Origin of the sequence: Mesorhizobium sp. B2-5-11, from assembly GCF_006440835.1 — a bacterium.
Classification (GTDB): domain Bacteria; phylum Pseudomonadota; class Alphaproteobacteria; order Rhizobiales; family Rhizobiaceae; genus Mesorhizobium.
Genome location: NZ_VFUK01000016.1, coordinates 1 through 12267 on the forward strand (window position 1 = coordinate 1; position 12267 = coordinate 12267).

Annotated in this window: 13 protein-coding genes; 3 read left to right on the forward strand and 10 right to left on the reverse strand. The window is 63.6% G+C overall.

The window, feature by feature from the left end:
* Positions 1–200: 200 nt before the first annotated feature.
* On the forward strand, positions 201–893 hold the full coding sequence (locus FJ490_RS29665; protein WP_140517606.1) for a DUF1013 domain-containing protein: 693 nt from the start codon (positions 201–203) through the stop codon (positions 891–893).
* A 62-nt stretch (positions 894–955) separates the two neighbouring features.
* Here the strand turns inward: FJ490_RS29665 and FJ490_RS29670 are convergent, their stop codons facing one another.
* The 4 genes from FJ490_RS29670 to FJ490_RS29685 form a co-directional block, all read right to left on the reverse strand.
* Positions 956–1675 (reverse strand): YafY family protein, encoded by a 720-nt coding sequence (locus FJ490_RS29670; RefSeq protein WP_140500532.1) that lies wholly within the window; start codon positions 1673–1675, stop codon positions 956–958.
* An 80-nt stretch (positions 1676–1755) separates the two neighbouring features.
* The gene (locus FJ490_RS29675; RefSeq protein ID WP_246672830.1) at positions 1756–2199 is read right to left on the reverse strand and encodes a hypothetical protein; all 444 of its coding nucleotides are present in this window, start codon (positions 2197–2199) and stop codon (positions 1756–1758) included.
* Positions 2200–2254: 55 nt separating this feature from the next.
* Positions 2255–2845, reverse strand: coding sequence for a type 1 glutamine amidotransferase family protein (locus tag FJ490_RS29680; RefSeq protein ID WP_140561546.1), 591 nt, complete (start codon positions 2843–2845; stop codon positions 2255–2257).
* Between the two features lie 84 nt (positions 2846–2929).
* A complete protein-coding gene (locus FJ490_RS29685) occupies positions 2930–3097 on the reverse strand; it encodes a hypothetical protein (RefSeq protein ID WP_140500534.1) in 168 nt (55 codons plus the stop codon).
* Between the two features lie 302 nt (positions 3098–3399).
* Here FJ490_RS29685 and FJ490_RS29690 point away from each other — a divergent pair, with 302 nt between their 5' ends.
* Together FJ490_RS29690 and FJ490_RS29695 are read left to right on the forward strand one after the other, a co-directional pair.
* Positions 3400–4347 (forward strand): ring-cleaving dioxygenase, encoded by a 948-nt coding sequence (locus FJ490_RS29690; RefSeq protein WP_140500536.1) that lies wholly within the window; start codon positions 3400–3402, stop codon positions 4345–4347.
* A 97-nt stretch (positions 4348–4444) separates the two neighbouring features.
* Positions 4445–4624: a hypothetical protein gene (locus tag FJ490_RS29695; RefSeq protein ID WP_181165425.1), complete on the forward strand. Its 180-nt coding sequence runs from the start codon at positions 4445–4447 to the stop codon at positions 4622–4624.
* An 81-nt stretch (positions 4625–4705) separates the two neighbouring features.
* Here FJ490_RS29695 and FJ490_RS29700 read toward each other — a convergent pair whose 3' ends face one another.
* The 6 genes from FJ490_RS29700 to gap all read right to left on the reverse strand — a co-directional run bounded on the left by FJ490_RS29700 (position 4706) and on the right by gap (position 12058).
* Complete coding sequence (locus tag FJ490_RS29700) at positions 4706–5422, reverse strand: SGNH/GDSL hydrolase family protein (protein ID WP_140500537.1); 717 nt, start codon at positions 5420–5422, stop codon at positions 4706–4708.
* A gap of 98 nt (positions 5423–5520) precedes the next feature.
* A complete protein-coding gene (locus tag FJ490_RS29705) occupies positions 5521–6252 on the reverse strand; it encodes a thioredoxin family protein (protein ID WP_140729405.1) in 732 nt (243 codons plus the stop codon).
* A gap of 167 nt (positions 6253–6419) precedes the next feature.
* Positions 6420–7445, reverse strand: coding sequence for a class I fructose-bisphosphate aldolase (locus FJ490_RS29710; RefSeq protein WP_140729404.1), 1026 nt, complete (start codon positions 7443–7445; stop codon positions 6420–6422).
* A gap of 125 nt (positions 7446–7570) precedes the next feature.
* Positions 7571–8767, reverse strand: coding sequence for a phosphoglycerate kinase (locus FJ490_RS29715; protein WP_140729403.1), 1197 nt, complete (start codon positions 8765–8767; stop codon positions 7571–7573).
* A 183-nt stretch (positions 8768–8950) separates the two neighbouring features.
* Entirely contained in the window at positions 8951–10834 is a 1884-nt protein-coding gene (locus tag FJ490_RS29720; RefSeq protein ID WP_140500544.1) for a potassium/proton antiporter, read from the reverse strand.
* 213 nt (positions 10835–11047) lie between these two features.
* Entirely contained in the window at positions 11048–12058 is a 1011-nt protein-coding gene (gene gap / locus FJ490_RS29725; RefSeq protein ID WP_140561556.1) for a type I glyceraldehyde-3-phosphate dehydrogenase, read from the reverse strand.
* Positions 12059–12267: the final 209 nt, after the last annotated feature.

Sequence of the window (12267 nt, forward strand, 5' to 3'; positions counted from 1 at the left end):
CCCAGCCTCCATCCGCTGGCGATAAAACCGGACAACTCACGTGCTACCTAATCCGGACAACTCATCTGCTTACGACAACGCCTTCCCAAAAACATTGCGGAACCGCCGGAGAGCGGTTATATAACCTGCGAATTTCCCATTTTGGTGGCTCTAAACCACCGCCCGCGCGGGAACGCGGGCGAACGAGAAGGATTTTTAAAATGGCCAATACGCTGCTGATGCCAAAGGCGACCGCTGTCTGGCTGGTCGACAACACCGCGCTTTCCTTCGAGCAGATAGCACAGTTCTGCGGGCTGCATCCGCTCGAGGTCAAGGCGATCGCCGACGGCGAATCGGCGCAAGGCATCAAGGGCATGGATCCGATCATGACCGGCCAGTTGACCCGCGACGAGATCGCGCGTGCCGAGAAGGATCCGAACCAGCGGTTGAAGCTTTCGGACCCCAAGGTGCGGGTGCCGGAATCCAAGCGCAAGGGGCCGCGCTACACCCCGCTGTCGAAGCGTCAGGACCGACCGAACGCCATTCTCTGGTTAGTGCGCAACCATCCCGAATTGAAGGACGCGCAGATCTCGCGCCTCGTCGGCACCACCAAGTCCACGATCGAGCAGATCCGCGAGCGCAAGCACTGGAACTCTGCCAACCTGCAGCCGATGGACCCGGTGACGCTCGGTCTCGCCTCGCAGATCGATCTTGACATGGAAGTCAACCGCGCATCGCGCGGCCGCGAGCAGGCACAGCCGGTCGGCGACACATTGCTGCCGGCGGCGCTGACCGAGCGCCTGGTTCCGGCTCCCGAAAAGCCGAAGGACGAGGATGCCGAACTCGACGCCAACGCCGTGTTCGCCAAGCTCTCGGCTCTGAAGTCGAAGGACAGGGATAACGACGAGGAGTAGAATTCTCGCGAACTCGACCGAAAAGCCCGCTTCGAGCGGGCTTTTTTACGGGTTGGGAGATTTCAGCTTCGCGCCGCACGGTCCGGCGCCATGCCGTAATCCTCGCTGCGTTCCACCGCCCGGTAAAAATCGGCGAGCTGCTTGCCGCGCTCCGGCTTGAAGACGCGGCCTGCGATGACCACCGAGGCGATGCGATCGATGCGGAAGGCGCGGAAATCGTCGCGCATCTCGCACCAGGCGACCAGCGTCCACACCTTGCCCCAGAACCAAAGGCCCAAGGGCCTGATGTCGCGGGCGGTGCCGCGGCCGGCTTCGTCCGAATAGTCGATGGTCAGCACCTGGCGCTTCTCGATGGCGCGCTCGATCAGGTCGATCGCCTCGCGCGCGGCATCGCTCACCACCCACATCGGCGTGTGGATCTCGGTGCGAGCGATACGGTCCTTTTCGGCATCGGGCAGCACCGCGCCGATCTTGACCAAAGCCTCATCAGCGGCCCGGGCCATGGCCGCACCGCCAAAGGCACGCACCATGCGGGCGCCGGCGACCAGCGCCACGATCTCGTCACGCGTGAACATCAGCGGTGGAAGGTCGAAACCCTCCCTCATCATGTAGCCGACGCCCGCTTCCCCATCGATCGGCACTCCGGTCGACTGAAGGTCGGCTATGTCGCGATAGATGGTTCGCTCGGAAACCTCGAGCCATGTGCCAAGCTTCTGCGCGGTGACCAGACGGCCACCGCGCAAATGCTGCACGATCTGGAAGAGCCTGTCGGCGCGTCGCATCGTATGGTCCCTCGATGTTGTTCCTATGCATGTCGCCCAAAACCGGTTGGGCTGCATGCATCGTGTTCTTGCGCATGCCTTTATTCCGAAACCGCAGAACACTCGGCGGCATGCATCATGGTTTCAGGCCTTCGCACTCGCGCTGCGCGGCCACAGATTCCGCGCCGAAGGACAATTTCCTCCTTGTCGGCGTCATTGGCATCGAGCTCGCGCCAGAATGGCGCGACATCGCTCAGCGTCATGCCGCGCCCGAGATCCTCAATGGCTGCTTCGGCAACGGCACGCCGATGATAGCCGATCGCGACCGGGCATGTCACTTCGGCGCCACGGTCAAAGGCAAGCGCCGTGCGCAGCACGCGAACGTCCATCTCGACGCCTTCGGGAATCGAGCGGATGAATTCGTCGACCTGTTGCGCCGTCGGCACCAGCATCGTCTGGTCTTCGACTCCATCTGCCACCGTGCGCGGGGCCGGTTTGATGCCGTTCACCCCCGGCGTGTTCAATCTGTCGGTCCAGCTCTTCATCGCTCGTCCTGTTCACCGCTCGCATCTATGGCATGGCGCTCCTGACACCATTCTGTCAGGAGGGTTCAGCATACTCCCTGGCGAATAGCGTCCGCATCTCGGCAAGTTCGCCGTTTCGTTCAGGATAGAGCGTCTTCAGGAAGGCCAGCGCGAAGGTGCCGGGCGCCGAACCTGGCGCGGAAACGATCTTGCCGTCGGACACGGCATGCGGCACGTCCTGATAATTGTGATCGCCGGCATAGCCAGCAATGTGGCGATTGATCCAGTCACGGCCATTGCTGGTGTGCCTCGCCTTCTCGAACATGCCGGCTCGGGCCAGCGCCAGCGTTCCGGCGCAGATACCGCCGACGACACCATCCCGCATCGCAACGTCCCTAAGCAATTCCGCCACCTCGGGCGGCGCCTCGCCCGCCCATCGGTCGGAGCCAATGACGGCGATGGCATCGAGATCGGCATTTTCATCAGCGCCGGCCGAGCGGTCGGGCGTCAGCCGGAAACCGCTGATCCCGCTCACCGGCCTGCCATCGGGTGTCAGCGAAACCGCGCGGGCGCCGAACCATTCGACCGCCGAGGCGGCCAGCAGGCCATATTCCCAGTCGGCGAAGCCGTCCATGAAAAGAAGGCCAATTGTCTTCTGCTTGGGCATACGCTCGCTCCGTCCCTCGCGTGCCGGACTTATCCTCTGGGCGTTGGGGCGCCTACATCCAACCGCTTTGCCGAAAAATTCGTCTCAATTGTCGCGAAGGCGACGTTCGGCATACATGTCCGGCCAGCCGATATCCTTGCGAATGTCCGCCGGCAGCGAGTTGATGAACCGCTGGGTGCGGATCTCGTTGCGCATCGTACGAATCTTGCCGACATAGTGCTGCATGCCGCGCAGAATGGTGGAACCGGTCATGGCTAGTCTCCTCTCTGTGAATGAAGACAGTATCGCACACCCCTCCTGACAGCAGTCTGTCAGGAGGATGGCAGGGCTGGTTGCGATCGGTGCGTTATCCCTGTGAAGGTGTCGTTTTCACTGCATCAGACCGCGGCCCGAAGCAGGTTTAGAAGGCCGAGATTGTTCACTAATGCAATGCCTGGTCATGATCCATTGTTCAGCCTTTGGCGACGGACTGTCAGGATACGTGGTCTCCAGCCAGGGATCCGAAGTTCTGATATGGAAGGAGAAAATTCTTCCCCAAAAACAGGGAGACGACCATGAGCCTTCAACTGACAGGAATTCACCATCTGACCGCCATCACCGCCAATGTGCGTGGAAATCTTCATTTCTACACAAGGGTGCTGGGTTTGCGGCTGGTCAAGAAGACGGTGAACCAGGACGATACCTCAGCCTACCACCTCTTCTATGCCGATGGCGAAGCGACGCCGGGCACCGACCTTACTTTCTTCGACTGGCCGGTCGGCCGCGAGCGACGCGGCACCCACAGCATTGTCCGGACCAGCCTCAGGGTTGGTGGCGAGGACAGCCTTGCCTGGTGGAAGCAACACTTGACTGACGAAAATATCGTCACGAGTGAGATTGCCGACATCGGTGGCTACGCCAGCCTGGATTTCGAGGACCCCGAGGGCCAGCGTCTGCGCCTCGTCAGCGATGACGGCAAGGGCGACAGCCGCCCCTGGGCGCAAAGCCGCGTGCCGGTCGAACACCAGATCCGCGGGCTCGGGCCGATCGTCATCAGCGTTCCCGACCTCACCAATACCGAAGCAGTGGTGACGCAAGTGATGAACATGCGCAAGGTCCGAGACTATGCCTCGCCGGAGGGCCAGGTTCAGGTCTTTGAAATGGGCGAGGGTGGGCCGGCGGCGGAATTGCACGTCCTGGTGCAGCCGGGACTGGCGCCGGCAAGGCAAGGTGCCGGTGCGGTTCATCACGTCGCCTTCAGGGCGCCGGACCAGGAGACGCTGCATCAATGGACGGCGCGGCTGGCCGAATTCCGTCTGCCGTCGAGCGGCGAGGTCGAGCGCTATTATTTCCGCTCGCTCTATTTCCGCGAGCCGAATGGCATCCTGTTCGAGATCGCCACTGACGGGCCGGGGTTCACCGCCGACGAACCGCTGGAGACGTTGGGCGAAAAGTTGGCCCTGCCGCCATTCCTGGAATCGAAGCGCGCTTCGATCGAGGCCGGCCTCAAGCCGCTGAAGTAGATCGTTCCCCGAACAAAGGCTGGCGCCGCGTTCCAGTCCGGATCGCGGCGCCTATTTTTTTCGAGCGACGAACGACGCGCTTTGACAGCCGACCGCGATGCTGGTCAAAGGCGGCATGTCGAAACTCCTCGCCCTCGTCATCCTTGGCATCATGGTCATCCAGTTGATCAAGCCGCTCGGCTGGCCGGGGCTGAAACGGCGCAGCGACTTCTGGAAGCTGGCGCTCCTGGCCATGGCGGCCATTTCGATAACGGCCGTGCTTGGACATTGGACGTAGCGCAGTTCCAGGAAGGTGTCTGGCGGTTTCCCGCCTGGAATGCGCAGGATGGCATATCGGGCCGGCACGAGCCGGCGGCAATCACTCTTCGATCACGCAGCCGACGAGGTGCTCGGCCCAGGCCCGGTAACCGGCTTCCGATGCATGAAATCCGTCCGAGGCGAAGCCGGCTTCGGGATTGGTGATCGGCAAGCGCGGCGCCGGCACCGCACCGCGTTCGAGGCAAAGACGTTTGCCCATCCGGTTCATCTCACCGGCGCGAATTTCCAGGATCTTGCCGAGCAGCGGCGGCATGGCTGGCGCTTGCGTGAACTCCAGCACAGGAGACCACACCACGCGGGCCTCAGGCCATTTGGCGCGCAGGGCGTAGAGTAGACCGCCGAACGCTCTCTTGAAGCGGGGCACGGAGTGGAAATTCTTGGTGTCGTTGGTGCCAATGGCGAGCACGATATGCGTCCACGGATCGGCCGAGAGATTGGGCAGGACGTGGTCGCGGATCTGCCCCGACGTCGCCGAATTGAACCCGGCGGCGCGCCAGCGCACGGCGCGGCCGGTTCGCTGCGAGATCAGGACGGCCAGCTGCGCGGCCAGGCCATTCTCGGATTTTTCGATGCCGACCGAGGCGGCGGAGGAATCGCCCAGCACCAGCAGCCAGACCGCCGGCTGGCCGCCGGCGATCTCATGCATGACCGGGCCTTGCGCGGGCAGCATGCGCGAGGTGCGTCGGCGCACGCCAAGCCCCTGCCAGACATAGACAGGGAAGGCGAGCCAAGTGAGGAGAGCCGGAAAGCGTCGCATCGAGCAGCATTTAACGCATGTTGCGCCGGAGGTGAACGATCCTTGCACCGGTGGCGGACGCCTTCAAGCGTCCAATGTTCGATGGGATCGCTGAATGCCTAAGCCCTGTCCGCTTGCGACCTGTTTCCATACTGGTCATGCAGCCGCACCCAGTCCATCAAGGTTCTATAAGGCCCGGTCTGGTCGCGGCCTTTCGGCGCAAGGTCGAGATATTGATAGGCGCCGATCAGCTGTTCGCTGCCGCGGGCGCGCGACATGAAGGTCAGGAAGATGTCGCCGGTCTCGTCCCGGTAGAACACGGTGGTGCCGGGCAGGTCTTTCGATTTCAGAACGGGCGTCTCGAAATTGTAGATCGCTTCACCGGATGCGATCTGCTTGTCGGTGAACGACACCTGCATGTCGAAGTTGAAGTCCGAGGCATAGGACGAGACCCAGTCGAATTTCCAACCCATGCGCTCTCGGTAGGGCAGCAGCTCGGCGAGCGGCGCGCGTGACACCGCGACAAGTGACACGTCATGGTGTCTCAGATGCTGATTGGCACCGTCCATGTGGTCGGCGACGAACGCACAGCCTTCGCAATGATGGGTCGAGCCGGGCCCGAACACGAAATGATAGACGATCAGCTGGCTGCGGCCGGCGAACAGTTCGGCCAGGCATCTTGGACCCTGCTCGGTTTCGAAGACGTAGTCCTTTCTCACCTTCAGCCAAGGCAATTCGCGCCGTTCCGCCGCGATGCGCTCGCGAAATCGCGTCAATTCCTTCTCGCGCGCCAGATGCTCTTTGTGTGCCCGGAACCAATCCTCGCGTGAAACGACCTTGTTGCGATGCATGAATCTCTCCCTGGCTTCATCCCAAGGACGTTCGGGACGGGCATGAGCCGACATCGCGCCGGCTGCGCTGGAGAGAAATAGGGATGGAGGCGCTTCATCCCAAGTCCGGCGAAGCGCAGCAAAACCCGGGCGCATGGCCCGGGTCCGATAGAGACGGAAAACCGTGGTCAGGCAGCCTGCTCCAGGCTCGGCTTCCATTGTCCAAGCGCCGCCAGATGGTTCATGTGGGCACGGTGGGTGAAGGCGGCCTGACCCGCGGCAACATTGGATGCCTTGCCGCTCCAGGCCTTCTGCGGGGCAGCCTGCAGGGCGCGGCCATAGGAGAAGGTCAGCTTCCACGGATGCGGGCCGATGGCGTTGATGGCGTTGAGGTTGGCGGTCGCTTCCTCGTCCTCCTGGCCGCCGGAGAGGAAGGCGATGCCCGGCACCGCCGCCGGCACGGTCTCGCGGAACAGCTTTATGGTCTTTTGCGCGACCTCTTCAGGATTGCTCACCGTGCCCGATTTCCTGCCCGCCAGCACCATGTTGGGCTTCAGGATCGTGCCCTCGAGCACCACCCGGGCCGCGTAGAGCTCGTCGTAGAGCTTCGTCAGCGTCGCCCTCGAGATTTCATAGCACGTGTCGATGTCGTGGGCGCCGTCCATCAGCACTTCCGGCTCGACGATCGGCACGATGCCGGCTTCCTGGCAAAGGGCCGCATAGCGGGCGAGCGCATGGGTGTTCGCGCTGATCGAGGTGACCGACGGCACGCCCTTTGCCTTGTCGATGTCGATCACGGCACGCCATTTGGCGAAGCGGGCGCCGAGCTTGTAATAGTCGGCGAGCCGCTCGCGCAGGCCGTCGAGGCCCTCGGTGACCGTGTCGCCGGGAAAGCCGGCCAGGGGCTTGGCGCCGGCATCGACCTTGATTCCGGGGATGGTGCCTGAAGCCTTGATGATATCGACCAGCGGCGTGCCATCGGCCGCTTTCTGCCGAATAGTCTCGTCGTAAAGGATGACGCCGGAAATATACCTGGTCATGGCATCGCTGGTGCGGAACATCATCTCGCGGTAGTCGCGCCGGCTGTCCGCGGTCGATTCGACGCCGATGACGTCGAAGCGCTTCTTGATGGTGCCCGAGCTTTCGTCGGCGGCCAGCAGGCCCTTGCCGTTGGCCACCATCGCGGCGGCAATGTCTTCAAGACGTTCGCTCATCGTGCTTCTCCTTGACGGTGTTGTTCTGCGCCTGACAGAACACTACCGCCAAAGGAATGACGCCGGAAAGCTCCAATCGATCGAAAGTCCCGGCAACGCCGCGCGCTCGCCTCGAGTTGATCGTCTCAATGCTTGAGCACGTCGACGCCCGGCAGCGGCTTGCCTTCCATCCATTCGAGGAAGGCGCCGCCGGCAGTCGAGACATAGGTGAAATCGTCGGCAACCCCGGCCTGGTTGAGCGCCGCCACGGTATCGCCGCCACCGGCCACCGAAACCAGCTTGCCGGCCTTGGTGCGCGCCGCCGCATGCCTGGCTGCCGCCATCGTCGCGCGATCGAAGGGTTCGATCTCGAACGCGCCGAGCGGCCCGTTCCAGACCAAGGTCGCGGCGCGGTCGATCCAGTCGGCAACGGCCCTCACGGTCTTTTCGCCGACATCGAGGATCATGCCGTCCGGCGGCACGTCGGCGATGGCCACGGTTTCGCTGGCCGCGCCCCCCTTGAATTCCTTCGCCACGACGCCGTCGACGGGCAGGATGATGGCGCAGCCGGCCTCGGCCGCCTCGATCATGATCTGCTTGGCGGTAGCGGCGAGGTCGTGCTCGCACAGCGACTTGCCGACATCGGTGCCGCGTGCGGCGAGAAAGGTGTTGGCCATGCCGCCGCCGATGACCAGCGCGTCGACTTTCTTGACCAGGTTCATCAGCAGGTCGATCTTGGTCGAGACCTTGGCGCCGCCGACGATGGCGACCACCGGGCGAACAGGATTTCCAAGGCCCTTCTCCAGCGCTTCCAGTTCGGCTTGCATGGTGCGGCCGGCAAAGGCTGGCAACAGATGCGCCAGTCCCTCGGTCGAGGAATGCGCCCGGTGGGCAGCGGAGAAGGCGTCGTTGACGAAGATATCGCCATTGGCGGCGAGCCGTTCGGTGAAGGCCGGGTCGTTCTTCTCCTCGGCCTTGTAGAAGCGGGTGTTCTCGAGCAGCAGCACGTCGCCCTTGTTCATGGCGGCGACCGCACTTCCCGCCGTGTCGCCGACGCAGTCGCCGGCAAAGCCCACGGGACGGCCAAGCACCTCGGCCGTCGCCCTGGCGATCGGCTCCAGCGAGAATTCCGGCGAGGGACCGTCCTTGGGCCGGCCGAAATGGGCGAGCAGGATGACCTTGGCGCCCTTGCCTGACAATTCAGCGATGGTCGGCGCGATGCGTTCGATGCGGGTCGTGTCGGTGACCTTGCCGTCAGCGACGGGAACGTTGAGGTCGACGCGCACCAGCACGCGCTTGCCATTGATGTTGCCGATATCGTCCAGTGTCTTGAAGCTGGCCATGCTGGTTCCTTTCGCTGAGAAATCGCCGGGACCATACCCCGCACCGACGACGATGCAAGACTTGGCTGGGGAGGGCGCGAAATTTTCAAGGCGAAGGCGAAGGCGAAGGCGAAGGCGAGGGCGTTGACGTCGCGAAGCGTCAGGGCAGGCGGATGAGGGGGGGGCCGCAAAGGGTCGACGTTGTCAGCTCTCGGTCGTCGCCTTTTCCGCCGCCGGCTCCGGTTTCTCGTCCGCGTGTGCCTCTGCGATCGGTGGTTCCACCGGCTTGCGCCAGGTCTGGACGAAGGCCTTGATCCGGTCGGCGATCTCGCCGGCGCTGAGGAAGACCGGTACCCGCGCAACGGGCGCGGTCGGTTCGAAGGAGAGGCCCAGGCCTGTGATCCTGCCTTTGTCATCGACATCGCGCACGATCAGCTCGATCGGGCCGATCAGCACGCGGTCAGCATATTCGGCATGGCCGCCGAGCCGCGCCGTGACCAGGGCGCCGACGGTGAGCTTCTGTTCCGCCTCGCTCAGGCCCGGCGCGTATGCGGCTTCCAGTTCGGCAGCGGAACGCGCCGGATCGACGGCGAAGGCGCCGAAGAAATCGGCGTCCTCGGGGTCGACGACGGCGCGGCTGGCGAACAGCTTGTCGAGCAGGCGTGGATAGCGGTCCGGCACGAAGATGTAGACCTGGTCGCCGGCGGCAAGCCTGCCCATGTCCTGGAAACGCATCGAGCGTCCGTCGCGCAACACCAGCGAGGGCCGCGCCCAGCGAGGGATGCGCTCGCCGCGCGCCACCGGGCTGCCCGGCGCGACGCGGTAGGCGAGGAGCTCGTGATGGGCCGAGCCCGGCAGTTCGAGCTCGACCTTGTCCAGAGGTCCGAGCCGCGCCGGCACGATCAGGCCGAGACGGCGCGCCAGCGGACCAACGGTCCAGCCCTGGATGACGAGCGACACCAGGACGATGATGAAGGCGGCGTTGAAGATGGTGCGGCCATTCTCCAGCCCGCCGAGCAAGGGAGTGATGGCAAGCAGGATCGAGACGGCGCCGCGCAGGCCGACCCAGGAAACGAAGGCGACTTCGGGGCGCGGCAGACGAAACGGGACCAGGCAAAGCCAGACCGCGATCGGCCGGGCGACGAACATCAGGAACAGGCCAAGCAGCACCGCCGGCACCATGATCGCCGGGAATTGCGAGGGCGTCGCGAACAGGCCGAGGATCAGGAACATGATGATCTGCGCCAGCCAGGACATGCCGTCCTGGAAGCGCTTGAGGATGGTGACGGCGCGGATGTCGGAATTACCCGCGATGAGACCGGCAAGATAGACCGCCAGGAAACCGGAGCCGCCGATGGCGCCGGCGGCGGCGAAGACCATCAGCGATAGGGTCAGCACGAAGATCGGCAGCAGGCCATGGTCGAGATTGAGCCGGTCGACGAGGCGCACGATGGCGAGGCCCCCCAGCACGCCGACAATGGCGCCCAGGCCCATGTTAATGAGGAAGCCGAGGACGAGGTTGGTGACCAGGACATTGGCCTCGGGGTCGGCATGGGCGGCTATGATCTCGACCAGGGTGATGGTCAGGAAGATGGCGATCGGATCGTTGGTGCCGGACTCCACCTCCAGCGTGGAGCGCACGCGCTCGCGCAGATTGATCTCGCCGGCGCGCAAAAGGAAGAACACGGCGGCCGCGTCGGTGGAGGCGACGGCGGCACCGAGCAGGAAGGATTCCAGCCAGGTGAGATCGAGCATATAGTAGGCGGCGGCGCCGAACAGGCCAGTGGTGAGGATCACGCCGAATGTGGCCAGAGACAGCGCCGGCCCGGCTGCCTGCCGCAAGGCATTGAGAGGCGTGCCGAAGCCGGAATCGAACAGGATCACCGCCAGCGCCAGTGAGCCGGCAAAATAGGCGATGCGGGCATTGTCGAACTCGATGCCGAGGCCATCGGTCCCGGTGGCGAGCCCGATGCAGAGAAACAGAAGCAGCAGCGGTGCGCCGAAGCGGAAGGCGATCAGGCTCGAAAACGCGGCGACGACGACAAGCGCGGTGCCCACCAGCGTGACGAGATAGATCGCATGCTCCATCCGTGACTTGTCCCCTGCCTCTTCTCTCGATTCAAGGAAGAGTGGGGCGAAGGCATGGCCGGCGCAAGGCGGGAGAGCGGTTTTTTGGGCCGAAGCCCCACAACTTCATCGTCCTTGGGCTTAGCAGGAGCGAAGCGACGCGTTGCCGAGCACTCCGACGAAAACGCCCGGACGAAACCGGGCGTTTCAAGTCTCTGGAAGATGGGCCCGCGATCAGGCGATGGTCTTGCCGAAGGCGACCGCGGTATCGCCCATGCGATTGGAGAAGCCCCATTCATTGTCGTACCAGGACAGCACCGAAACGAAGTTGCCGTCCATCACCTTGGTCTGGTCGAGCGCCACGATCGAGGAGTGCGGGTCGTGGTTGAAGTCGATCGACACGTTCGGATGATGGGTAACCGACAGGATGCCCTTGAGCTTGCCATTGGAGGCGGCGATCACCGCCTCGTTGATCTCCTGCGCCGACGTCGAGCGCTTGGCGATGAACTTGAAGTCGACGAGCGAGACGTTCGGCGTCGGCACGCGGATCGAGATGCCGTCGAGCTTGCCCTTGAGCTCGGGCAGCACCAGGCCGATGGCCTTGGCGGCACCGGTCGAGGTCGGGATCTGCGAGAGTGCCGCGGCGCGGGCGCGGTAGAGATCCTTGTGCATGGTGTCCAGCGTCGGCTGGTCGCCGGTGTAGGAATGGATCGTCGTCATCATGCCCTTTTCGATGCCGACCGTCTCGTGCAGGACTGCGGCCAGCGGCGCCAGGCAATTGGTGGTGCAGGACGCGTTCGAGATGACGATGTGGTCCTTGGTCAGCTTGTCGTGATTGATGCCGTAGACGACGGTGAGGTCGGCGCCTTCACCGGGCGCCGAAACGAGGACGCGCTTGGCGCCGGCGGTCAGGTGTGCGGCTGCCTTGTCGCGGGCGGTGAAGATGCCGGTGCATTCGAGCGCGATGTCGACGCCGAGCTCCTTCCACGGCAGCTGGGTCGGATCCTTGATCGCGGTGACCTTGAACGTCTCCTTGCCGACGGTGATCTGGTCGCCGGAAACCGATACTTCGTGCGGGAAGCGGCCGTGTACGCTGTCGTAGCGCAGGAGGTGGGCGTTGGTTTCAACCGGGCCGAGGTCGTTGACGGCGACGACGTCGATGTCCTTGCGGCCGGATTCATGGATGGCGCGCAGGATGTTGCGGCCGATGCGGCCGAATCCGTTGATGGCAACTCTGACGGTCATTTTTCTCTCCTTGGGAGCTGGAGGGCAGACGATTGGTCCGCAGCTTCATAGCGGCGGAAGCGGAAAGAATCCAGCCGCGGCGACGTGGATTTAAATCGATTAGGTCAGGCCAGTCCGGCGGAACCGCTGTACGCGGTTTCGCCGAGCGTTCTTGTTTCATACATGTCGCTGTCCCAAAATCGAGATACACTTTTGGGCAACAAGCACGG

Bases quoted from the DNA above. Each gene is read 5' to 3' on its own strand.
- FJ490_RS29695 (WP_181165425.1), top strand. From the start codon at position 4,445: ATGCTGGTCAAAGGCGGCATGTCGAAACTCCTCGCCCTCGTCATCCTT.
- gap (WP_140561556.1), bottom strand. From the start codon at position 12,058: ATGACCGTCAGAGTTGCCATCAACGGATTCGGCCGCATCGGCCGCAAC.
- FJ490_RS29680 (WP_140561546.1), bottom strand. From the start codon at position 2,845: ATGCCCAAGCAGAAGACAATTGGCCTTCTTTTCATGGACGGCTTCGCC.
- FJ490_RS29720 (WP_140500544.1), bottom strand. From the start codon at position 10,834: ATGGAGCATGCGATCTATCTCGTCACGCTGGTGGGCACCGCGCTTGTC.
- FJ490_RS29675 (WP_246672830.1), bottom strand. From the start codon at position 2,199: ATGAAGAGCTGGACCGACAGATTGAACACGCCGGGGGTGAACGGCATC.
- FJ490_RS29665 (WP_140517606.1), top strand. From the start codon at position 201: ATGGCCAATACGCTGCTGATGCCAAAGGCGACCGCTGTCTGGCTGGTC.
- FJ490_RS29685 (WP_140500534.1), bottom strand. From the start codon at position 3,097: ATGACCGGTTCCACCATTCTGCGCGGCATGCAGCACTATGTCGGCAAG.
- FJ490_RS29715 (WP_140729403.1), bottom strand. From the start codon at position 8,767: ATGGCCAGCTTCAAGACACTGGACGATATCGGCAACATCAATGGCAAG.
- FJ490_RS29690 (WP_140500536.1), top strand. From the start codon at position 3,400: ATGAGCCTTCAACTGACAGGAATTCACCATCTGACCGCCATCACCGCC.
- FJ490_RS29700 (WP_140500537.1), bottom strand. From the start codon at position 5,422: ATGCGACGCTTTCCGGCTCTCCTCACTTGGCTCGCCTTCCCTGTCTAT.
- FJ490_RS29670 (WP_140500532.1), bottom strand. From the start codon at position 1,675: ATGCGACGCGCCGACAGGCTCTTCCAGATCGTGCAGCATTTGCGCGGT.
- FJ490_RS29710 (WP_140729404.1), bottom strand. From the start codon at position 7,445: ATGAGCGAACGTCTTGAAGACATTGCCGCCGCGATGGTGGCCAACGGC.
- FJ490_RS29705 (WP_140729405.1), bottom strand. From the start codon at position 6,252: ATGCATCGCAACAAGGTCGTTTCACGCGAGGATTGGTTCCGGGCACAC.